We start from the raw sequence: 20,001 nt of genomic DNA, 5'->3' as shown, positions 1-20,001 counted from the left end.
CTAAAGCCCCCTGCGCATCTCTGACCACGACACCGCAAGGCCATCGCGGTGGCCCGGATCGGCAATCGAGATCAGGCGGTCGGCCCGCGTATCAATATCCGCGCCGCGCAGGTTCACCGCGCCATGCTCGGTTACAACCCAGGAGAGGTCGGATCGCGGCACGCTGACGGCCTCGGGCCCGAGACGCGCAACGATGCGGCTGACCGTTCCCCGGGCGGCGGTGGACGGCAGGGCGACAATCGGCATCCCGCCATTCGACGCGGCCGCCCCGCGCAGGAAATTCGCAAGCCCGCCAATGCCGGAAACCTGCCGCCCGTTCATGAATTCCGCATTGGCCTGCCCGAACAGGTCGACCTCCAGCACCGAATTGATCGCCACGAAGCGGTCGATGGCCGCCAGGACGTCAATGCCATGGGTCACATCGACCGCACGGAACCGGAAGCGCCTGTCCCTGCCCGCCCGCTCGTACAGCGCGCCTGTCCCCATCGCGACCCCTGTCAGGATCGCCCCCGGCGCATCCATCACCCGCCCCGCATCGATCAGGCCGAGAACCGGATCCGTCACCAGTCCGGAATGAATGCGCAGGTTCGCCGGGCCGCCCGCCTCCGACAGCGCCTTCAGCACCGCCTGCTGCACATTGCCGATCCCGAACTGCAGGCAGGCAGGCTGCGAGCCGACAAGGCCTGCAATCGTTTCCCCGATTGCCGCAAACATGGGCGGCAAGGCAGATTCCGTCAGCTCCACCAGTGGCGTGTCATCCTCCGCCACGACGGCAAACCGGCTCAGCGGCACGCGCGGCGTATCGGCGGGCGCCGGCATGTTTCGGTTGATGATGGCCATGGCGGGAATATCCGCCCGCGCCAGAACGGCCCCGGAGAAATCCGCCGACACGCCAAGGCTCACCCTTCCATCGGCTTCCGGCGGCGACACCATCACCACGGCCAGGTCAATCGGCCCGCTCACCATTTCGCGATAGCTGTCGCTGTAATGCATCGGCCGCAGCCGGATCCGGCCCGCGTCAAACCCGGCACGCATGTCGCCATACAGGAAAGGCATCTCCGCGCGCGCCGACTGGTGCAGCGCGGTCCAGTCCGTCCGGTTCAGCCCCGGCACGGGCACGCCGATGAATGTGAGGTCCCGCGCCAGTTCGGGCGCGCCCTTCAGCGCATCTGCCAGCGCAACCGGCTCGCCGCTGCACCCGGCAATATAGATACGGGCCGGGCCCGGCCTGAGCGCGCGCAGCCGGGCAAAGGCGTCAGCGATCATTTGAACGTGAACCGGGCCGGGCGCTTTTCAAGGAAGGAGGAATAGCCTTCGACGAAATCCTCGCTGGAAAAGCCGTCAAGGAACAGCGTAGACGCCTCGGGCCCATTATCGGCCCATCCGGCCTCCACACCGGCCACCATGTGCTTGATCGCCCGCACCGACCATTGCGAATTTGCCGCGACAGCCTCCCCCAGCGCGCGGGCGCCTTCCAGCGCCTCGCCTTTCGCCACCACGCGATTGAGCAGGCCGAGCGCCTCTGCCTCGGCGACATCAAAGATGCGCGCCGTGAACAGGATATCCTTCGCCCGCGCAGCGCCGATAGCCGTCACCAGACGCCGCATATCGCCCGCAGGATAGACGATCCCGAGTTTCGCAGGCGTGATGCCGAACCGTGCGCCTTCGCCTGCCACGCGCAGGTCGGCCGCCATGGCGAGGCTCATGCCGCCGCCGACGCAGGCGCCATCAATCGCGGCGATGACCGGTTTCGGGCAATGCTCGACAGCGCTCAGCGCCGCAGCAATCGTTTCGCCGGACTGCGCGGCCGCCTCCGGGGTCGAGTAAATCGTCGCAAATTCGGAAATGTCGGCGCCAGCGGCAAACGCGCCCGCCTCTCCGCCATGCAGGATCACAACCTTGACGGCTTCTGCCGCCGTGACACGCGCCATCAGCTCCGGTATCGCCGCCCACATGTCGACCGACAAGGCGTTGCGCTTTTCCGGCTTGTTGAGAATGATCTCGCCAAACGGCGCATTGATCTCAAGACGTATGGAAGACTGGCTCAAACGGCATCCCCGGCATGGGCGCCAAGGCGGCGCGGACTGGCCCTGTCATGGCAAGAACACAGGAGGCGCGCAAGGGATGGCGCCTAACCGGCCTTCTTCAGCGCGACCAGGGCCTCGTCCAGCGCCGACAGGAACCGCGACCGGTCAGCCTTGGTGAAGGGCGCAGGCCCCCCGGCACGCGGCGTGCCCGCCTCGCTGATGCCAACCCGCAGATCGGCAAGAATGGCGCGCGTTGCAACAGCCGCCCCGATTGAATCGTCCGTAAACGGCTTTCCTGTCGGTCCGATAACGCGCGCCCCCGCCTTGAGGCACCTGTCGGCAAGCAAGATGTCGGCGGTCACGACGACGCTCCTGGCATTCGCCCGTTCGGCAATCCAGTCATCGGCCGCATCGAAGCCATCGCTGACAATCTGGCGGGAGATCAGCCTGTGTTCCGGAATGCGCAGATAGGCGTTCGCCACGACGATAACGGGCACGTCATGGCGCACCGCCACGCGATAGACCTCGTCCTTCACCGGGCAGGCATCGCCATCGACCCATATCTGCAATGTGTCTGTCATGGCGCTCCTTTATCAGGGCCCGCCTCTGTGTCCATGCTGGCAATCCATGCGCGCACCAGCGCGGCGCCGTCTTCGTCGATCACGCTGCGCCCCAGTTCCGGCATGGCCACGCCCGCCTCCGACGATTGCATCCGGTAGGTCAGGATCGACTGGTCCGGGTCACCCGGCGCAATGACGAACGTAATGCCGCCAGACCCCCGCCCCGCCGCCGTCGGATGCTTGCCGATGCCGAGCTTCACGTCGGATACTTCCCCGGCCTCAAGCCAGAGGCCGGAATTCGACGCCGAGCCGCTGGCCTTGTGGCAATGCGCGCAATTGATATCGAGATAGGCGCGCGCCCGGTCAGATACCGGCAGGCGGGCATCAAGCACAGAGGGTACTGCAGGCACGTCGCCGGTCACGCCCGCCAGCATGCCGCGCGCCTGCCAGTCGGCCACCTGGTTCACGCCGGCCGGGCCGTCATGATTCAGATTGCGGGCCTTCGGACCGATCGGCAGCACGGCGTCGCCATTCTGATGGCAGGTCTTGCACTGGTTCTTGTTGGGAATGGCATAATCGATCGACAGCGCATCGCCGGATGTGCCCACCACCGATATGGCCTGCCGCCCGCCCGCAGGCGCATAGGTCGCCTCGGTCCCTTCCGCATTCCAGATATAGGGAAACGCCGCCCAGCCATCGGCCTTGCGGATCAGCAGGCGGGTCTCGACCTTGTATTCGCGCACGCCCGGTGCCCGCATGTCCGGCACAAAGGCAAACGTCTTGATCAGCGCGCTGCCGACGGGAAAGTCGAACACGTCATCGGCCGAATAGGCCGCCGCCTTGCCCTTCGGCACATAGGCGAACCGGTGCTTGATCGCATGATCTGAGAAAAGCGGATTGATCAGGTCATAGGGCACGACCCCATCAACCGGCCTGTCCGCCCCCGCGTCTTCGAAAAAGCCATAATCGGCCAGCTTCGGCGCGGGCGCGTCGGCCATCAGCACGTCCGTATCCGGGCCGCCGGACACGCTGCCCTGCGCGCTGCACGCAGCCAGCAGGACCAGTGCGGAGACAAGATAGGCCAGTTGCTTCATCGCGCTGGCGCCCTATTCGGCATCCTGCGGCAGCGTCACAGCCGCTGGTTCCGGTACAGGTATTCCCTGCGGACGCTCCATGCTGGGCGACACGGCAGGCGGATCAATCGGATAGGCGCCAATCCCCAGATTCACGAAACCGATCTCCGGTGCCTCGTCGATGACCAGGTTGGCCGCCTGCGCCTCGGCGCCGGGCCACCGCGTGACACCATCGGACACGATCGCCGGCAAAGTGCCGCCAAGCGCCTCGGCGAGGGGCGCGAGCATGCCCTGCGGATCAGTGCCGCCACCCGACCAGCGATTATTGCGCACCACCACGTCGCGCGGCAGCGGATTGTAGCGTTCATCGGTGAACGGCTCGGTATAGGCGATCAGCAGGACATGCGCCGAGCGGTTCTCGGCAAAATCATTGTCGAACACGTGTACATTGCGATTGGCCAGGATGATGACCCCCGTGCCGGACGGCACACCTGCCACGATGTTGCCGGGCGGGGCGAAATTGCGCGTATTGTTGTGGACGATCTGATTGTTGAAAATGCGGGTCGAATGCCCGCCGATCACCGGCAGGTCAGGCAGGTCGAACACCAGGATGCCGCCCGTATTGTCGCGGGTGATATTGCCGTAGACGTCGGCATTGCTGGAATTCTCGATCTCGATTCCCGCCACGTTGAATTCGGCCAGCGAATTGCGCACGATGATATTGTGCGACTGGCCGACATAGATCCCGGCATCGGACGCGCCGCGCACGGTCACGTTCTCGACCAGAACGTCACGCGACTCCACCGGATAGACGCCATAGGCGCCATTGTCTTCGTCCGGCTCGCCCGACCAGTCGACCGTCAAGTCGCGATAGACGATGCGGTCGGCGCCCTTGGACTTGATCCCGTCGCCCTTGGTGTCGCGTATGCCGAAACCCGTCAGCGTGACATCATCGGACGTGACAAGCAGGCCTTCGCCCGCACCGGTCTGGCCAGAAAAGTCGAGTATGGTCTTGTCCTGCCCCGCGCCCAGCACGGTCACTCCGTCGACATCCAGTGACAGGCCCGTTGAGAGCTTAAACGTCCCCTCGGGCAAGCGCACGGTATCGCCGGGCCGGGCTTCGATCAGGGCTGTCTGGAGATTGGCTGCGAAGTCGCCTTCAGCCGACACGGCCGCCGGCAGCGCGGCTGCATCGCTCGCAGGCACGTCAGCAGGCTTCGGGCTACAGGCTGCCAGAGCCAGTGCGGCCGCCGCGACGGTCCATCCTTTATATGTCATCCTGTGTCCTCCCCGGTTTATTGTGACACGAGTGTCATCTTCAAACCGGGGAAAAGCAAGGGGTGGTTAAGGCCGTATCAGTGTACGCTGAGCGGCTTCAGGTCGTTTGCAAGTGCAGCCGCAATAGCCGCTTCGCGTCCTTCGACAACAGCGAGGCGTATGCCGTCTGCTGACAGGACAACAAACAATTCGTCCGGATCCTTGATCTGGCTCATTGCATTGGCGGGCATCAGCGTCTGCAATTCGTCTTCATCCAGGTGGCGGATGTAGACAAAGGCGTCGCTTTCAAACGGGTTCGTTTTCAGTTCAGTCGTCATCGTTCCAATCCTTTCCGTCACGAGACAGATACCGAACGCCAGAGCCGGTGGCTGTGCCTCAGGGGCAGACCCTTCGTTCCCTATCAAGGTGGGGGATCAATGTGGCCGCTTCAAGCGCCGTGATGCGGCAGGAATGAGACTTTGTTCACTTTTTGGTTACGCTGATCGGCGGCGCTGCGCCGGGCCGTGGTCCTGCTGTCTTGCGTGAAATCAGCCCTGAGCCCGGTTCATGTGAGGCCCGAAGAGCCGATACGGAACCCGCTTAAAACAGGAAAGAATGGTGGAGCCAGACGGAATCGAACCGACGACCTCTTGCATGCCATGCAAGCGCTCTCCCAACTGAGCTATGGCCCCATTCTGGGAAGGGCGAGAAGTAGACGCGCCGGGCGCGCCTTTCAAGCCCTAATCTTCATCCTCATCGTCAAGAACGAGCGGATCATCATCGTCATCATCCGCATCGATGTCGAACGCATCATCGTCATCGTCATCAAGGATGACATCGTCCTCGTCATCATCGTCGTCGACGCCTTCTTCGGAGAAGCCGGCCGGAACCTTGGCGCCGGTTGCCTCTTCCTCGTCGTCTTCCGCTGCGCCTTCAAGGATCACTTCAGCTTCTTCGCCGCCGAGTTCCTTGGCATCGTCCTCGTCTTCGATGTCGTCTTCGTCGTCATCGGCCTCGTCATCATCGCCCTTGCCCTTGGCGATGACGTGATCGTCATCCTCCTCGTCGTCATCGTCGTCATCATCGTCGGACTTGACGGCGGCGCGCGCGGCCTTTGCCTTCACCTTGGTGATCGTGGTCTTGATGACCTCGTCCTCGGGATCGAATTCGTTTCCGCATTTGGGGCAAACAGCGGGGCGTTTGTGGAGGTCGTAAAAGCGGGCTTCGCAGTCAGGGCAGACTTGCTTGGTTCCGAGTTTGTCTTTCGACACGGGGCGGCTCCCTCCGGTGTTTCAATGTTTTTGGTCTGGCGGGCGCTTGCCATGAACGCTGCGCGCTGTCAAAGCCCGAATCTCCTGAGAACTGCGCAAACGGAATATCCCCATGGTCTGGACCAGCCGCCCTGTCAGCCGCCTGAAAGGCATTATCCGCGCGCCGGGAGACAAGTCGTGCAGCCACCGTGCACTCATCATGGGCGGCATCGCTGACGGCACCAGCCATTTCACCGGCCTTCTGGAGGGCGATGACGTCCTGCGCACCGGCGCCGCCATGGCTGCGCTCGGTGCCGTCGTGACACGCACAGGCGCGGGCGAATGGACAGTGGCCGGCACCGGCCCACGCGGGCTTGCATCACCTGCCGCCCCGCTCGATTTTGGCAATTCCGGCACCGGCTCGCGCCTGATGATGGGCCTGATGGCGGGCTATGACCTGACGGCAGAGCTTTGCGGGGATGCCAGCCTCAGTGCCCGTCCGATGAACCGGATCCTTAATCCCCTGCGCAGCATGGGCCTGACGGACACGGCCGAACCCCATGGCCGCCTGCCCTTCCGCCTCACCGGCACCAGTGCCCTCAAGGCCATCACCTATGCGCCGCCGCAGGCCTCCGCACAGGTCAAGTCCGCCGTCCTGCTGGCGGGCCTCAATGCCCATGGCACGACCCGCGTCGAGGAGGCAAAGCCCACTCGCGACCATACCGAGCGCATGCTGCGCGGCTTCGGCGCCGATGTCGGAGTCACCCGCGGCGACGGCCAGGCCCGCACGATCTCGCTGCGCGGCGGCCAGAAACTCTTGGCCATCGAGGCGGCCATTCCCGGCGACCCGTCCTCGGCGGCTTTCCTGATCGCCGCAGGCCTGATCTCGCCGGACGGGGATGTCATGGTCGAAGGCGTCATGTCGAACCCGACACGCTCCGGCTTCTTCGACCTCGCCGAACTCATGGGCGCCCGGCTCGGCGCGGAAGACACGGGCGAGGCCGCGGGCGAACGGCTGATCGACATCCAGTCAGGTAGCGCCGCCCTGATCGGCCGCCATGTGCCCCAGCGCCTCGTGCCCTCCATGATCGACGAATTCCCGATCCTCGCCGTGCTCGCGGTCTTCGCCACCGGCGAGACCGTGGTCACCGGCGCGGAAGAACTGCGCGTGAAGGAGACCGACCGGGTGAAAGCCGTGGTCGACATGCTGCGCGCCAACGGTGTCGAGGCCGAAGAGCGCGACGACGGCTTCGTGGTCCAGGGCTGCGGCGGCCCGCCCCCCGGCGGCGGCCTGGTCGAAACCCGTCACGACCACCGTATCGCCATGAGCGCCCTCATCCTGGGCACCGCCGCGCAGAAACCTGTCAGCGTGGATGACATATCCATGATCGCCACCAGCTATCCGGACTTTTTGGGGCACATGGCCACGCTGGGCGCCGATATTTCGGAGGGGCAAGTGACCTGAGACCCGCGCCGCCCCTGCCCTAGCGGAAGAAATTGACGCGCGGGGCCTGTGAGGCTTCATGGGCAGATGACCTTCCTCCATTCCCCCCTGACCCTTCGCCGCGGCCCGGCCCTGAAGAACCGCTTCATGCTGGCGCCCCTCACAAACCTCCAGAGCCATCCTGACGGCGTGCTCAGCGATGACGAGTTTCGCTGGCTGACCCTCCGGGCCGAGGGCGGCTTTGGCCTGACCATGACCTGCGCGGCGCATGTGCAGGCTAAGGGACAGGGCTTTCCCGGCCAGCTCGGCATTTTTGATGACAGACACCTGCCCGGCCTCTCGCGGCTGGCGGCAGCACTGAACGCCGAAGGCACGCATTCGGTGGTGCAGCTGCACCATGCCGGGATGCGCTCGCCCAGGGAGCTGATCGGCGAGGCACCGCATTGCCCGTCGGTCAACGACGAATTCAGCGCACGGGCCCTGAGCCTCGATGAAGTCAAGGAATCCCGCGACGCCTTCATCGCGGCGGCGCGGCGGGCGGAGGCGGCGGGTTTCCACGGCGTGGAACTGCACGGCGCGCATGGCTACCTGATCTGCCAGTTTCTCTCCGCCGAGGTGAACCTGCGGACGGATGAATATGGCGGCAGTTTCGAGAACCGCCGGCGCTTCCTCGACGAGATACTCGACGGCGTGCGCGCGGCCTGCGGGAAAGATTTTTCCGTGGGCGTGCGCCTGTCGCCGGAACGGTTCGGCATGGACATCGGCGAGATCCTGCACCTTGCGGGTGACCTGATGCAGGGCGGCAAGCTCGACTATATCGACATGTCCCTCTGGGATGTTTTCAAGGAGCCGGAAGACACCGCGTTCAAGGGCAAGTCGCTGCTGCAATGGTTCAGCGCACTGCCGCGCGGCACCTGCCGCCTCGGCGCGGCGGGCAAGATCACGACCGGCGCGCACTCCCAGCGCGCAATGGACGAGGGCCTCGACTTCGTGGTTATCGGCCGGGCAGCGATCGTGCACCATGACTTCCCGAAAAAGGTGGAGGCCGACCCGGCGTTCGTGCCCATTGCCCTGCCCGTTCCGGAAGACCATCTCAAGGCCGAGGGACTTGGGACCGCATTCCTTACCTACATGAAGAGCTGGAAAGGCTTCGTCGCGGAGCCGGCGCAAACCACCTGAACGCACATGCTTGACTTGGCGCCTGTGCTCCCCCAATCCCCGCCGTCATGATCATCGCCATTGACGGAACCACCGCCTCGGGAAAGGGCACAATCGCCAAGCGCCTCGCGGCGAAGTATGGCCTGCCCCACATGGATACCGGCTGCCTTTACCGGGCGACCGCCGTTGCCGCGATTCGGCAGGGCGTCGCCCTTGACGATGCCGAAGGCCTTCAGCGCATCGCGGCCACGCTTGATCCGGCCGCCTTTTCGGATGCCGAACTGCGCACGGGCGAAGCTGGCAAGGCCGCCAGCCAGGTCGCCGTGGTACCGGAAGTCCGCCGCGCCCTATTCGACCTGCAGCGCAGCTTCGCAACCCAGCCCGGCGGCGCCCTTCTGGACGGGCGTGATATTGGCACCGTGATCGCTCCGGACGCCGATGTGAAACTCTGGGTCGATGCCAATGTCGAACAGCGCGGCTACCGGCGCTGGCGGGAATATCTCGGCTACGGGCAGATTATCAGCCTCGAGGAAGTCATCCGGCAGATGCGGATCCGCGATGAACGCGACCAGTCCCGCAAGGATGCCCCCGCCACGATCGCAACAGATGCCATCTTGATAGATACGACTGATCTGACTATAGACGCGGCAGTGGAGAAGGCGATTGCAGCCGTTGAGGCCGTTCTCGCCCGTGGAAAGACCGTTTGAAGGGCCTCAAAAGGGCTCAAATCCAAACAGGCGGTACCGCTCTGAAGATGACAGACCACTCTAACGGGTCGTTCCGACGCGGGCTGCAATGGTGCAGGCCCGCCTTGAACCGTTCGCCCCGTACCCCGGAGACACAATGACTGACAAGATGAACCCATCAACCGACGATTTCGCGGCAATGTTCGAATCGTCCGCTGCCGCGGGCGCAATGCAGGAAGGCCAGGTTATTCCGGCCACCGTCATTCGCATCGAGAACGAAAACGTTCTCGTCGATATCGGCCTCAAGACCGAAGGCCGCATCCCGACCAAGGAATTCGCACTCGAAGATGACCAGCCCAAGCCCGGCGACATCATCGACGTGTATCTCGACCGGATCGAGAACGCCCTCGGCGACGCTGTCCTCTCGCGCGACAAGGCCCGCCGCGAAGAGCGCTGGATCAAGCTCGAGCGCAGCTTCGCCAAGGAAGAGCCCGTCAAGGGCGCCATTTCCGGACGCGTCAAGGGCGGCTTCACCGTCGACCTCGGCGGCGTCAACGCCTTCCTTCCCGGCAGCCAGGTGGACATCCGCCCGGTACGCGACGTTGGCCCGCTTATGGGCGAGATCCAGCCGTTCGCCATCCTCAAGCTCGACCGCACACGCGGCAACATCGTTGTCTCGCGCCGCGCCATCCTTGAAGAGAGCCGCGCCGAACAGCGCGCCGAAATCGTGTCCGACATGAAAGAAGGCGATGTCCGCAAAGGTATCGTCAAGAACATCACCGATTACGGTGCGTTCGTTGACCTCGGCGGCATCGACGGCCTGCTGCACGTCACCGACATGAGCTGGAAGCGCATCAACCACCCGTCGCAGGTTGTTGAAGTCGGCCAGGAAGTCGAAGTGCAGATCGTCAAGATCAACCCCGACACCCAGCGCATTTCGCTCGGCATGAAGCAACTCGGTTCCGACCCGTGGGACGGCATCGACTCGCGTTATCCGGTTGGCGCCCGTCTCAAGGGCCAGGTCACGAACATCACCGATTACGGCGCGTTCGTGGAACTGGAAGACGGCGTCGAAGGCTTGATCCACGTCTCCGAAATGAGCTGGACAAAGAAGAACGTGCATCCCGGCAAGATCCTGTCCACGACACAGGAAGTTGACGTGGAAGTGCTGGACGTCGACAGCGACAAGCGCCGCATCTCGCTCGGCCTCAAGCAGACCATGGACAATCCATGGACCGCATTCGTGGCTGAACACCCGGTCGGCACGGAAATCGAAGGCGAAGTCCGCGGCATCACCGAGTTCGGCCTGTTCGTGGGCCTCGGCCCAGACCTCGACGGCATGGTGCACATCAATGACATCGCCTGGGACAAGTCCGGCGAGCAAGCTATTGAAGGCTTCAACAAGGGCGACATGGTCAAGGCGCGCGTTCTCGATGTCGACATCGAGAAAGAGCGTATCTCGCTTGGCATCAAGCAGCTGAGCGGCGACCCGATCGAAGCCCCTGCAGACGGCGGCTCGGGCATCAAGCGCGGCGCCATCGTCACCTGCACCGTCACCGAGATCACCTCGGGCGGCATCGAAGTCGAGTTCGGCTCACCGGCGATGAAATCCTTCATCCGCCGCTCCGATCTCAGCCGCGACCGGGCAGACCAGCGCCCTGAGCGTTTCGCTGTCGGCGACAAGGTTGACGCCAAGGTCCTCACCGTGGATCGCGGCTCGCGCCGTGTCACGCTGTCGATCAAGGCCCTCGAGATCGCGGAAGAAGCAGATGCTGTTGCACAGTACGGTTCGGCAGATGCCGGCGCCTCGCTGGGTGACATCCTCGGCGCGGCCCTGGCCTCGTCTTCGGCCAGCAAGGCTGAACCGAAAGCCGAGCCAAAGGCGAAAGCGCCTGCAGCTGCAGGCGATGCATCATCGCTTGACGCGCGTGGCCGCCTCACCGGTGCGCAAGGCGATGCTGACGACCTGAAGCAGATCAAGGGCGTCGGTCCGGCGTTCGAGAAGAAGCTTCACGAAGCCGGCATTTTCCACTTCTGGCAGATTGCTGCGCTTGATGATGCCCAGATTGCCGAGCTCGAGGAAGAGCTCAGCTTCCAGGGCCGCATGGAACGCGACGACTGGAAGGGCCAGGCCGAAGGCCTGATGTCCTAAGCGATTCAGGGGCGGGAAACCGCTTCCTAAATTCGATGAAATGTTTGCGGCGGGGGCCTAGGCTCCCGCCGCAAATGCGTTTAATAACAACAACATGCTAAAGTCTGAACTCATCACGAAACTCGCTTCTGAATACAGCCACCTGCGCCAGGAAGACCTGGAGCGTGTGGTGAATGTGATTCTGGACGAGATCGGCGAAGCGCTTGCCCGGGGCGACCGGGTCGAGCTACGGGGATTTGGTGCCTTCTCGGTGCGCAAGCGTGATGCCCGCAAGGGTCGCAATCCGCGCACGGGCGAGCCCGTCAAGGTTCCCGCCAAGGCGGTCCCCTTCTTCAAGGCCGGCAAGGAATTGCGCGCCCGCGTCAATGGCGGAGAGGACCCGGAGGCGCGCTAGGTACCTGCTGCCGAACAGGCTTGACCCCCTGTTCGAACGGACTGAATTATTCCGACTGGCGTATCGTATATCAAATCCTGGGAGGGGCAGATCATGTTTAAGGAATTCAAGGAATTTGCGATGAAGGGCAACCTCATCGACATGGCCGTCGGCTTTGTCATGGGCGGCGCCTTCGCAACCGTTGTCACGGCGTTCATCCAGGGCGTGTTCCTGCCGCTCCTGGCGCCCATCATGGGCGGCATGGACCTGTCATCCCTGACCTTCACAATATCCCCGGAAGTCGTCAACGCAGCGGGCGAGGTCACCCAGCCTGCCGCGATCATTGAACTCGGCTTGTTCATCAGCGCGCTGATTTCGTTCATCATCGTCGCCTTCGTGATGTTCCTCATCATCAAGGGCATGAATGCGATGAAGAAAAAGGAAGAAGCCGCACCTTCCGAACCGCCACGCCAGGAAGTCCTCCTCGAGGAAATCCGCAACCTGCTGGCCAAAGGGGCCAAATAGGCTCCCGCACAGGAGTTCGTAAAGCGTTAGGACTTTTTCCTTAAGGCTTTCGATCAGTAGAGTACCAGGTAGAGTATGAGAGGGGCAGCCGATTGGCTGCCCTTCTTTTTTACAGCTTCAGTGCGGCCGTCAGCGCCTCATGTGCGCCTTCGGTGAAGTGGAAGGCTTGCCAGCCAAGCTGACGCGCCGCCTTCACATTCTCTTCCATGTCATCGACGAGCAGGACTTCTTCTCCGGCGACTCCCAGCGACTGTTCGATATGGCGGAAATAGCCCGGGTCGGGCTTTGCCACCCTCATGCGTCCTGCGGCGAATATCCGGTCCATGTGATCGGCAAAGCCCATTGTCGACTCGATAAATGCCGTGCGATGGACCTCATTATTCGTCGCCATGACATTGGACACACCGCGCTGCCGCAATGTCTCCACCATCAGCAGGACGGCCGGATCATGCAGGGCATCGCGTGTGAACCAGTAGTCGAGAATTTCGTTTTCGCGGCCAGCCGCGCCGTTTGATCCAGCCCACTCCCCGACCATTTCCACAAGGCAGGCTTCGCCAACCATCGCCTGCTGGAATCGTCCCTGAAACAGGAAACCACTGAACGACTCCAGAGACAGGCCAAGGTCAGCCTCGAAATTGCGCGACCACGCAAAGATACCATCCTCGATATTCCGGTTGAGTACGCCGTCAAAATCCCAGGCGACAACCTTGATGGCTTCGGGCCGGATCATGCGGTCAGTACTCGTATTTTGCGATGCTGGTCATCTCGATCGTATAGGCCGCGTCGGCCAGATCGGATCGCTTTGTACTCGTCAGCATCGTGCCTTCGATCCAGACAGCCTGGGCCAGGTCTTTCAATTTGATCGGCGTATCCGTCTTCACGAAAATGGTCTGGTTCGGCGGCGGCGGCGGCGAGTGGATGCAGGCGCCAAAATACGGCACCAGCAGGAACTCGGTAATCTCCGCCTTGGAGCCGTATTCGAACGGCACAGTATAGCCCGGAATGCGCACGCTCACGCCATTCAGCTCCGCAACCGTATTGAACGTGCCGATCTGCACCGATGTGTCAGCGGCCGAACCTTCAGCAATTCCCGCGCCGCCATACAGCATTGACATCTGCGCCTGGTACATCTGGGCGAGGCGCTCCTCCTCGCCTTCCGGCATCAGCTCTTCCCATGAGACATCGCGCACACCGCGCGCTTCCAGATCAGCCTTGATCCGGGCGGCTTCGGCTGCCTTGGCCAGCGCGGCGGCGTCCTTTTCCGCTTTCCGCGCAGCCTTCTCGGCGTCACTTTCGCCAATCTTGTCGCCAACTTTTGGTCCGGTCTCGGCTGCTGCTGCAGGCACGGCAGGCGTTTCCGGCTCTGCGGGCTGGCCACAGGCAACAACAAGCGCAAGCAGCGCGGCGAAGGGCGGGAAAAGGATTGATCTCATGCGCATCTACATAGGCTCCGCTTATGGGTCTCACTAGGGGGTTTCATCGGTTGGAACAGTCACACTTTCACTGACAGGCCGTCGGCCAGCGACCGCCGGAAGGCGGCCCATGCCGGCGCCATGCCAATCAGCAAGGCTGCCGAAGTCACCGCCAGCAGCGTATAGAGGTCCGTCAGTCCCGGCCCCGTCCCGGCCAGCGACACGCCATATCGCGCCGCCACGACCGGGCCTGCAAACAGCAGGATGGCATGGATAAGGGCAATCCCCGCAACAGCGCCAAGAAAGCCGACAAGGCCCGCCTCAAGTACCAGAAGGCTGAATATGTGCCCGGGCCGCGCGCCCACCGCGCGCAGGATCGACATTTCGCGCCGCCGCTCGTTCAGGCTTGTCAGGATGGATGTCAGGATCGATACCAGGCCCACGGCAATCACGAAAACCGACACGGCCATCAGCGCGCGCTCGGCCAGGGCCGTCACGGTCCACAATTCTGCCAGCGCCTCGCCGGGAATGATCGCCATCAGCGGCTCGCCCTTGTTGGTATTGATCGCCCGGCGCGTCGTCAGGATCGTACCCTTGCGCTCCAGCCCCAGGAAGATCGCCGTGACACTCTTCGGCGTCAGGTCGAAACTGCGGATCATCTGCTCGTCAATCGTATCGGCCAGCGGGTTCTTCGCCCCGGTTTCCCAGCCGACATGGATCGCCGTGATGGCCTCCAGCGAAACATGTACCGTCCGGTCGACCGGCGTCCCTGTCGGCGCCAGTATGCCGGTGACGCGGAACGGCCGGTTGCCATGGCCGCCGTCAAGGTTTGCTGCGCCCAGCCCGTGGCTCAGAACCAGCGGCGAGCCGATATCATAGCCAAGGTCACGCGCGACATCGGCGCCGATGACCGCATCGAACAAGTCGTCAAAGCGTTCGCCTTTCGCCAGTTCCAGCGCCTGACCGCGGCCATGCTTGTAGTGATCGAAATAGGCGGCCTGCGTGCCCATCACCCGGAACCCGCGATGACTGTCGCCCAGAGAGATCGGCACGGCCCAGTCGACGTCCGGGCGCGCGGCAATCTGCTGGTAGGTCGGCCACGATATTTCCGCCGTCGCATTCCCCATGCGAAACACCGAGTACAGCAGCAGGTTCACACTGCCCGTCGGCGCGCCAACGATCAGGTCTGTGCCCGAGATCGTGCTGCCGAAGCCTTCGCGCGCACCTGTCCGCGCCTTTTCCACACCCAGGAACAGCCCCACCGAAAGCGCCACGGCCACCAGAGTCAGGATCACCGATCCCTTCCGGTTCATCAGGCTTTTCCATGCAAGGGACAGGATCGCCGTCATGCGCTCGCCCCCTGCCGGTTGATCTCAGCCATGTCCACGGCGCGATCAAACAGGCTCGCCAATGACGCATCATGGCTGACAAAGAGGAGCGCCGCTCCGGTCCGGGCCGTCTCTTCGGAGAGGAGCGTGATGAAACGGTCGCGGGCATCGGAATCGAGGGCCGATGTTGGCTCATCCGCAATGACGATCTCCGGCCCGCCGATCACGGCGCGCGCGGCGGCGACACGCTGTTGCTGGCCGACAGACAGGTCAGACACGCGCCGCTCCAGCAAACTTGCGTCGGTCAGGCCGAGGCGGCCCAGCAGGCGCCGCGCCTCATCCTCGGGCGGGCCCGCCACAGCCTGCCGGCGCCGGGCCGAGAATTTCAATGGCAGCGTCACATTCCCGATGACCGACAGGTAAGGCACCAGGTTGAACATCTGGAAGATAACGCCGAGATGATCGGCCCGCATCCTGTCGCGCGCCGCACCGGACAAGGCCGTGAGGTCCTCACCCAGAACGCGGACGCGGCCTGCTTCGGCCTGAAGCACGCCGGCAATCACCCCCAGCAGCGTCGACTTGCCGGACCCTGACGCACCGCGCAGGAACAGGCGCTCCCCCCGCGCAAGCGTAAATGACGGGACATCAAGCACCGGCGCGCCGCCTTTCCAGGCAAAGCGAAGCCCTTCAATCTGGATTGCCGGATCAGTCATTCAGCCGTTCAGTCTATCGCGTGGACAATTCGGGATTGCCCGGCGTCAGCACACTGGCCACCTGCGCATCGGGGCCGATGAACACCGCGTCAACCGTCTCGAAATGCGGGAATGTGGTGAAGGCATTCAGACGCACGCCTTCCAGCTTTGATATGTCGGTGCAGGTAAAGCCAAGCTCCAGTGTCAGGCTGCTATGGCCACCGACCGTGCGTGTTGTGACGTTCCTGTCTCCTGGCTGGCAATCGGCATCGCCTGCGAAGCTCACCAGCCCGTCACTGATGTCCGTGCTGACATCCATGGCGTCCGCATCGCCTTCGCCGAGGCCGAAATTGGCCAGCGGGGCGTCAAGCGTCACCGTTAACCGGTTTCCGTCCACCGCCACGGCAAATTCACCCGCGCCGTGGACATGCGCCTCTCCGCCACCGGAGGCCTCGTCCCCAGCCGCTTGTGGCGTATCCGGCGCATCCGGAACCGCCGCGTCTGCGGCAGGCATGTCCTCTGCGGCTGGCGCAAGCGGGGCCTCAGGCGCGGCGGGCGCCGGATCGCGGCCACAACCCGCAAGCACCAGGGCAGCAGCGCCAATCAGAAGGCATAAACGGGCACGCGGTGAAGTAAGCATCGACGATAAGCCTCCTAGGGGCACACTGCAGGAAATTGCGCGAACCGCAAATTTGCTCTCGCGATTTGTATAATGCGACTATATAACATTTTGAAGACCGCTGGCGTCAACGCATTTCGCCACACTGACATCCTGAGCCCCTTCCCGGCCCCCTGCGGCCCCACGCGAGACCGCATCCGCCCCCATGCTCCAGTCCATGCAGGCCCCTCTCTTTTTCGGCTTGATCGCTGCCTTTGTGACAACGGTCGCCCTGATCGCGGTTGCCGCGCGGGGTGACTGGAGCGAGCGCCATTCCGGCCTGTTCGCACTTGCGGCAGGCGGCATGCTCGTCACGCTCAGCCTGCTGCACATCACGCCGGAAGCCTTCGCCCTCAGCCGCCATGCCCCTGCCCTCATCCTGACGGGCTTCCTTGGCGGCCTTATGATCAGCTTTCTCATCCGGGTGTTTTTCCCCGAGAGCGGTGAAGCTGGCCAGGCGGCCGCCGTCACGCCGGTCATGGCGGTCGCACTGCACTCCTTCATCGACGGCATCATCTATTCCGTCACGTTCGCCGCCAGCTTCAGTTCCGGCGTCTATGCCGCCATGTCCCTGCTTCTGCACAAGTTCCCGGAAGGCATCATCGCCTTCGCCATCCTGCGCCGTCACGGCTTCAGCAATCGCCGGGCCTTCCTGCTGGCTTTCCTGGCCGCTGCCGCAACGACGCCGCTCGGCGTCATCGCCTCGGCACCGTTCATGTACGGTCTGGGCCCGGAAATGGTTGGCAACCTGTTTGCCATCTCGGCCGGGCTGCTGCTCTACGTGGCGACCGGTCCGCTGATGGAGCCGCTGAAGGAAGAACCGCCGCTGCGCAGCTTCCTCGCGCTTGGCGCAGGTGTTACGATCGCCGTCCTGATCGCCAGCCTGCCGGTGCACGGCCCGGATCATTCCCCGCATGATGGACCATGGGACGCCGGGGACCACATAGACGAGCGCCCATGAGGACGCTCTGGCGCCTCGTCGCCGCGATGGCCTGCCTCATGGTTATCGGCACGGCTGCCCCGCTTCAGGCCAGTGCCCATCCCGAAGACGAACTTTGCACCCCGAATGGCGGCATGGATCCGGCGCTTTGCCGCGAACTGGCGCGGATCGACCAAAAAAATGCGCCGCCGGAAAAATCCGCAGCAGACGCGCAATCTCGGGCAGACACGGTTAATCTCGGCCGGTCCGGATTTGCGACATTTGCCTTCTATATCCGCATCGGATTCGCGCACATCCTGCCCATGGGCGCCGACCATATCCTGTTCGTTCTGGCGCTCTTCCTGTCCAGCCTTCGCCTCCGGCCGCTGCTGGTCCAGATATCGGCGTTCACCATTGCCCATACCGCCACCCTTGGGCTTGCGGCGTCCGGTGTCCTCACGCCGCTACCGTCGATCATCGAGCCCCTGATCGCGCTGACCATTGCCTGGGCGGCGCTCGAGAATATCCTGTTTGAGGAATCGCAATCCTGGCGGCCGCTGCTGGTTTTCGGCTTTGGCCTCATTCACGGCATGGGGTTCGCCGGTGCATTCGGCGATCTTGGCCTGCCGGAGAATGTGTTTCTTCCCGCCCTGCTCGGCTTCAATGTGGGCGTAGAATTCGGACAGCTGGCCGTGATCGGCATGGCCTTTGCAGCCTCGCTCTACTTCAAGCGTGTCCTCAGCCGGGCCGGTCAGATGCAACTCTACCGTCCGGTCCTGGTGTGGCCCGTCTCTGCCCTGATCGGCGCCGTCGGGCTCTGGTGGGCATTCGAACGGGTTTTCCTCCTGGGGTGAGGTCATCGCCTGGCGGCAATGCAAGGATGACCGACATGACCCAAGACCGCTTTGCCCTGAAACTCGCCTCGGCAATCATCGCCTCCGGTGTCTGCGCCTTGATCGGCTTTGCCCAGTATGCCCATGGTGAGTCGCGCTGCGGATTGTCCGATGCCGGACGGTTTCACGAGGCCGTTACCCGCCCTGTTGAAGAGGCCAGCCCGGCCTATTTCCTGCGCATAGCCGAAACCTTCATCGATGACTGCCCGGACCGTTTGGAAATCCGCGAGGCTCACCTTGTCGCCGCCCGCGCCGCGCTTGATCTCGGGAATGCCGAGCGCGCCGCCGCGCATTATGACGCCGCGCTCAAGGCCGGCGCCCGGCTCAAGCCGTCACAACGCATGGACCAGTCGGTCACCCTGATGGTCGCCGGCAAGGCGCGCCGCGCCCGGGAGGCCCGCAATATTGCGGTTTCAGACTGGCTGTCAGGCCTCGATGCCACCGACGCGGCCAGACTTTCAGCGCACAAATTCGCCTCGGGAACGATCTATTCAGTGCGTTACACTACACCGCTCAAGCGCGCCGATGTCACGGCGCTCTGGCTGGCCGTTCCTGCCGGTGATGGCCTGCCTGCCGCCATCCTGATCCGCAGCGCGCCGCAAAAGGCCGCCTGGCGCGCCATCCGCACCGGCGGCGCCGCAGAGCCGCTCATCGTGGCCGAACAGCTTTCCTGCCGCCAGTCCACATGGCTCGGCGATGTCACCGATGACCTCACGCTCGACGAACTGGAGCGCGGTGCGGTGGGCGACCTGCTGACCTATCTGAAGCATCCCGACAACGTGGAAGAGACACCGAAAGGCGAACCGCTGGCCGCCTGCCTCGGCCTCGGCCGCATGCTTCACGTCCCTGCCCGGACTGAAACGGCGATGCTGCGCTAGACCGGCAGTTCGGTCGTGTTCTTCAGGCACTCCATCGCAAAGGTCGCACTGACATCAGCAATATCGACCCGCGCGATCAGCGCCTTGTAGACCCTGTCATAGTCCTGCACGCTGCGCGCCTGCACTTTGAGCAAATAGTCGACATCCCCGGCCATGCGGTAGAATTCCACCACTTCCGGAATGGTGCGCACGGCGTCGGCAAACCGTTTCAGCCAGTCTGCCGAATGGTCACGCGTGCGGATCGCCACAAAGATCGTCTGGCCAAGGCCCAGCTTGTCCGGATCGATCAGCGCCACCCGGCGCGCGATCAGGCCGCTCTCTTCCAGCCGCTTGACCCGCCGCCAGCACGTGTTGGTCGAAATGTCGGCGCGCCCGGCCAGCGATTCGAGCGACTGGGTGGCATCGGCCTGCAAGGCGCGCAGCAGGATACGGTCCACATCATCAATCTTTTCTTCCATACAGTCATATGTCCGAAAATTCTTATCGTATTCAAGCAAAATACTTGGGTAATGGCGATGAATTTTGACTGATCATCTGAAATTATACGTAATTCACTCAGATGGAGACCCTGCCATGCCGTCGCCCGCACTCGCCTCCGTCAATACCGCCGCCCGCCACCGCCCGATGCCCGCCACCCCCCACCCCCGCCTGCGCGCGCTCGCCAACCTGATCGGCCGCACGCCTCTCCTCTCGATCCACCTGCGCTATCGCGGTGT

Annotated in this window: 21 protein-coding genes, 1 tRNA gene and 2 pseudogenes; 10 read left to right on the top strand and 14 right to left on the bottom strand. The window is 63.5% G+C overall.

The window, feature by feature from the left end:
- The 8 genes from VR74_RS04910 to VR74_RS04875 form a co-directional block, all read right to left on the bottom strand.
- Positions 1–1,266: an acetyl-CoA hydrolase/transferase C-terminal domain-containing protein gene (locus VR74_RS04910; protein ID WP_045694882.1), complete on the bottom strand. Its 1,266-nt coding sequence runs from the start codon at positions 1,264–1,266 to the stop codon at positions 1–3.
- Positions 1,263–2,048 (bottom strand): enoyl-CoA hydratase-related protein, encoded by a 786-nt coding sequence (locus tag VR74_RS04905; protein WP_045694880.1) that lies wholly within the window; start codon positions 2,046–2,048, stop codon positions 1,263–1,265. Before VR74_RS04905 ends, VR74_RS04910 begins: the two co-directional genes overlap by 4 nt.
- Before the next feature lie 83 nt (positions 2,049–2,131).
- A complete protein-coding gene (locus VR74_RS04900) occupies positions 2,132–2,596 on the bottom strand; it encodes a YaiI/YqxD family protein (protein ID WP_045694931.1) in 465 nt (154 codons plus the stop codon).
- Positions 2,597–2,604: 8 nt separating this feature from the next.
- On the bottom strand, positions 2,605–3,681 hold the full coding sequence (locus VR74_RS04895) for an SO2930 family diheme c-type cytochrome (protein WP_045694878.1): 1,077 nt from the start codon (positions 3,679–3,681) through the stop codon (positions 2,605–2,607).
- Positions 3,682–3,693: 12 nt separating this feature from the next.
- Positions 3,694–4,938, bottom strand: coding sequence for a parallel beta-helix domain-containing protein (locus tag VR74_RS04890; RefSeq protein WP_045694877.1), 1,245 nt, complete (start codon positions 4,936–4,938; stop codon positions 3,694–3,696).
- Positions 4,939–5,015: 77 nt separating this feature from the next.
- On the bottom strand, positions 5,016–5,255 hold the full coding sequence (locus VR74_RS04885) for a DUF1150 family protein (protein ID WP_045694875.1): 240 nt from the start codon (positions 5,253–5,255) through the stop codon (positions 5,016–5,018).
- A 278-nt stretch (positions 5,256–5,533) separates the two neighbouring features.
- A tRNA-Ala gene (locus VR74_RS04880) sits at positions 5,534–5,609 on the bottom strand.
- A 48-nt stretch (positions 5,610–5,657) separates the two neighbouring features.
- Positions 5,658–6,188, bottom strand: a complete 531-nt coding sequence (locus VR74_RS04875) for a TIGR02300 family protein (RefSeq protein ID WP_045694873.1) — start codon at positions 6,186–6,188, stop codon at positions 5,658–5,660.
- A gap of 91 nt (positions 6,189–6,279) precedes the next feature.
- Here VR74_RS04875 and aroA point away from each other — a divergent pair, with 91 nt between their 5' ends.
- From aroA to mscL, 6 genes and pseudogenes are all read left to right on the top strand, one after another.
- Complete coding sequence (aroA, locus tag VR74_RS04870) at positions 6,280–7,632, top strand: 3-phosphoshikimate 1-carboxyvinyltransferase (RefSeq protein ID WP_366462188.1); 1,353 nt, start codon at positions 6,280–6,282, stop codon at positions 7,630–7,632.
- A 66-nt stretch (positions 7,633–7,698) separates the two neighbouring features.
- Positions 7,699–8,790: an NADH:flavin oxidoreductase gene (locus VR74_RS04865; protein WP_045694870.1), complete on the top strand. Its 1,092-nt coding sequence runs from the start codon at positions 7,699–7,701 to the stop codon at positions 8,788–8,790.
- Positions 8,791–8,837: 47 nt separating this feature from the next.
- Positions 8,838–9,476 (top strand): (d)CMP kinase, encoded by a 639-nt coding sequence (gene cmk, locus VR74_RS04860; RefSeq protein WP_045694868.1) that lies wholly within the window; start codon positions 8,838–8,840, stop codon positions 9,474–9,476.
- 136 nt (positions 9,477–9,612) lie between these two features.
- Positions 9,613–11,298, top strand: a pseudogene (rpsA, locus tag VR74_RS04855) (30S ribosomal protein S1); the annotation flags it as partial.
- Positions 11,299–11,701: 403 nt separating this feature from the next.
- Positions 11,702–12,001 carry an integration host factor subunit beta gene (locus tag VR74_RS04850; RefSeq protein ID WP_045694864.1) on the top strand — a complete coding sequence of 100 codons (300 nt, stop codon included), beginning with the start codon at positions 11,702–11,704 and terminating at the stop codon, positions 11,999–12,001.
- 93 nt (positions 12,002–12,094) lie between these two features.
- Positions 12,095–12,505 (top strand): large conductance mechanosensitive channel protein MscL, encoded by a 411-nt coding sequence (gene mscL / locus VR74_RS04845; protein WP_045694862.1) that lies wholly within the window; start codon positions 12,095–12,097, stop codon positions 12,503–12,505.
- Between the two features lie 109 nt (positions 12,506–12,614).
- On the opposite strand, the gene VR74_RS04840 is transcribed toward mscL, so the two are convergent.
- The 5 genes from VR74_RS04840 to VR74_RS20525 are packed head-to-tail and all read right to left on the bottom strand — an operon-like array spanning position 12,615 to position 16,577.
- Complete coding sequence (locus VR74_RS04840; RefSeq protein WP_045694859.1) at positions 12,615–13,235, bottom strand: HAD-IA family hydrolase; 621 nt, start codon at positions 13,233–13,235, stop codon at positions 12,615–12,617.
- Positions 13,236–13,239: 4 nt separating this feature from the next.
- Positions 13,240–13,938 (bottom strand): DUF3299 domain-containing protein, encoded by a 699-nt coding sequence (locus VR74_RS04835; RefSeq protein ID WP_299949630.1) that lies wholly within the window; start codon positions 13,936–13,938, stop codon positions 13,240–13,242.
- A gap of 59 nt (positions 13,939–13,997) precedes the next feature.
- Entirely contained in the window at positions 13,998–15,266 is a 1,269-nt protein-coding gene (locus tag VR74_RS04830) for an ABC transporter permease (protein WP_045694857.1), read from the bottom strand.
- Positions 15,263–15,958, bottom strand: coding sequence for an ABC transporter ATP-binding protein (locus VR74_RS04825; protein WP_045694856.1), 696 nt, complete (start codon positions 15,956–15,958; stop codon positions 15,263–15,265). The genes VR74_RS04830 and VR74_RS04825 overlap by 4 nt, the downstream gene beginning before the upstream one ends.
- A 13-nt stretch (positions 15,959–15,971) precedes the next feature.
- Positions 15,972–16,577, bottom strand: a complete 606-nt coding sequence (locus VR74_RS20525; RefSeq protein WP_299949628.1) for a DUF2796 domain-containing protein — start codon at positions 16,575–16,577, stop codon at positions 15,972–15,974.
- A 196-nt stretch (positions 16,578–16,773) separates the two neighbouring features.
- Between VR74_RS20525 and VR74_RS04815 the strand changes: the two genes are divergently transcribed.
- The 3 genes from VR74_RS04815 to VR74_RS04805 are packed head-to-tail and all read left to right on the top strand — an operon-like array spanning position 16,774 to position 19,285.
- Positions 16,774–17,556 (top strand): ZIP family metal transporter, encoded by a 783-nt coding sequence (locus tag VR74_RS04815; RefSeq protein ID WP_299949626.1) that lies wholly within the window; start codon positions 16,774–16,776, stop codon positions 17,554–17,556.
- Positions 17,553–18,368: a HupE/UreJ family protein gene (locus tag VR74_RS04810; RefSeq protein ID WP_299949624.1), complete on the top strand. Its 816-nt coding sequence runs from the start codon at positions 17,553–17,555 to the stop codon at positions 18,366–18,368. The genes VR74_RS04815 and VR74_RS04810 overlap by 4 nt, the downstream gene beginning before the upstream one ends.
- 35 nt (positions 18,369–18,403) lie before the next feature.
- On the top strand, positions 18,404–19,285 hold the full coding sequence (locus VR74_RS04805; protein WP_299949622.1) for a hypothetical protein: 882 nt from the start codon (positions 18,404–18,406) through the stop codon (positions 19,283–19,285).
- Here VR74_RS04805 and VR74_RS04800 read toward each other — a convergent pair.
- The gene (locus VR74_RS04800; protein WP_045694852.1) at positions 19,282–19,743 is read right to left on the bottom strand and encodes an Lrp/AsnC family transcriptional regulator; all 462 of its coding nucleotides are present in this window, start codon (positions 19,741–19,743) and stop codon (positions 19,282–19,284) included. The genes VR74_RS04805 and VR74_RS04800 overlap by 4 nt on opposite strands.
- A gap of 64 nt (positions 19,744–19,807) precedes the next feature.
- Here VR74_RS04800 and VR74_RS20520 point away from each other — a divergent pair.
- Positions 19,808–20,001 (top strand): annotated as a pseudogene (locus tag VR74_RS20520) (hypothetical protein); the annotation flags it as partial.

This window comes from Hyphomonas sp. BRH_c22 (assembly GCF_000961795.1).
In the GTDB taxonomy this organism is placed as follows: Bacteria; Pseudomonadota; Alphaproteobacteria; order Caulobacterales; family Hyphomonadaceae; genus Hyphomonas.
This window is presented reverse-complemented; position numbering and strand designations above follow the sequence as displayed.

Excerpts from the sequence above, each read along its gene's own strand:
- VR74_RS04910 (WP_045694882.1), bottom strand. The coding sequence starts at position 1,266 with ATGATCGCTGACGCCTTTGCCCGGCTGCGCGCGCTCAGGCCGGGCCCG.
- VR74_RS04895 (WP_045694878.1), bottom strand. The coding sequence starts at position 3,681 with ATGAAGCAACTGGCCTATCTTGTCTCCGCACTGGTCCTGCTGGCTGCG.
- VR74_RS04890 (WP_045694877.1), bottom strand. The coding sequence starts at position 4,938 with ATGACATATAAAGGATGGACCGTCGCGGCGGCCGCACTGGCTCTGGCA.
- VR74_RS04885 (WP_045694875.1), bottom strand. The coding sequence starts at position 5,255 with ATGACGACTGAACTGAAAACGAACCCGTTTGAAAGCGACGCCTTTGTC.
- VR74_RS04865 (WP_045694870.1), top strand. The coding sequence starts at position 7,699 with ATGACCTTCCTCCATTCCCCCCTGACCCTTCGCCGCGGCCCGGCCCTG.
- cmk (WP_045694868.1), top strand. The coding sequence starts at position 8,838 with ATGATCATCGCCATTGACGGAACCACCGCCTCGGGAAAGGGCACAATC.
- VR74_RS04850 (WP_045694864.1), top strand. The coding sequence starts at position 11,702 with ATGCTAAAGTCTGAACTCATCACGAAACTCGCTTCTGAATACAGCCAC.
- mscL (WP_045694862.1), top strand. The coding sequence starts at position 12,095 with ATGTTTAAGGAATTCAAGGAATTTGCGATGAAGGGCAACCTCATCGAC.
- VR74_RS04840 (WP_045694859.1), bottom strand. The coding sequence starts at position 13,235 with ATGATCCGGCCCGAAGCCATCAAGGTTGTCGCCTGGGATTTTGACGGC.
- VR74_RS04835 (WP_299949630.1), bottom strand. The coding sequence starts at position 13,938 with ATGAGATCAATCCTTTTCCCGCCCTTCGCCGCGCTGCTTGCGCTTGTT.
- VR74_RS04830 (WP_045694857.1), bottom strand. The coding sequence starts at position 15,266 with ATGACGGCGATCCTGTCCCTTGCATGGAAAAGCCTGATGAACCGGAAG.
- VR74_RS04825 (WP_045694856.1), bottom strand. The coding sequence starts at position 15,958 with ATGACTGATCCGGCAATCCAGATTGAAGGGCTTCGCTTTGCCTGGAAA.
- VR74_RS20525 (WP_299949628.1), bottom strand. The coding sequence starts at position 16,577 with ATGCTTACTTCACCGCGTGCCCGTTTATGCCTTCTGATTGGCGCTGCT.
- VR74_RS04815 (WP_299949626.1), top strand. The coding sequence starts at position 16,774 with ATGCAGGCCCCTCTCTTTTTCGGCTTGATCGCTGCCTTTGTGACAACG.
- VR74_RS04810 (WP_299949624.1), top strand. The coding sequence starts at position 17,553 with ATGAGGACGCTCTGGCGCCTCGTCGCCGCGATGGCCTGCCTCATGGTT.
- VR74_RS04805 (WP_299949622.1), top strand. The coding sequence starts at position 18,404 with ATGACCCAAGACCGCTTTGCCCTGAAACTCGCCTCGGCAATCATCGCC.
- VR74_RS04800 (WP_045694852.1), bottom strand. The coding sequence starts at position 19,743 with ATGGAAGAAAAGATTGATGATGTGGACCGTATCCTGCTGCGCGCCTTG.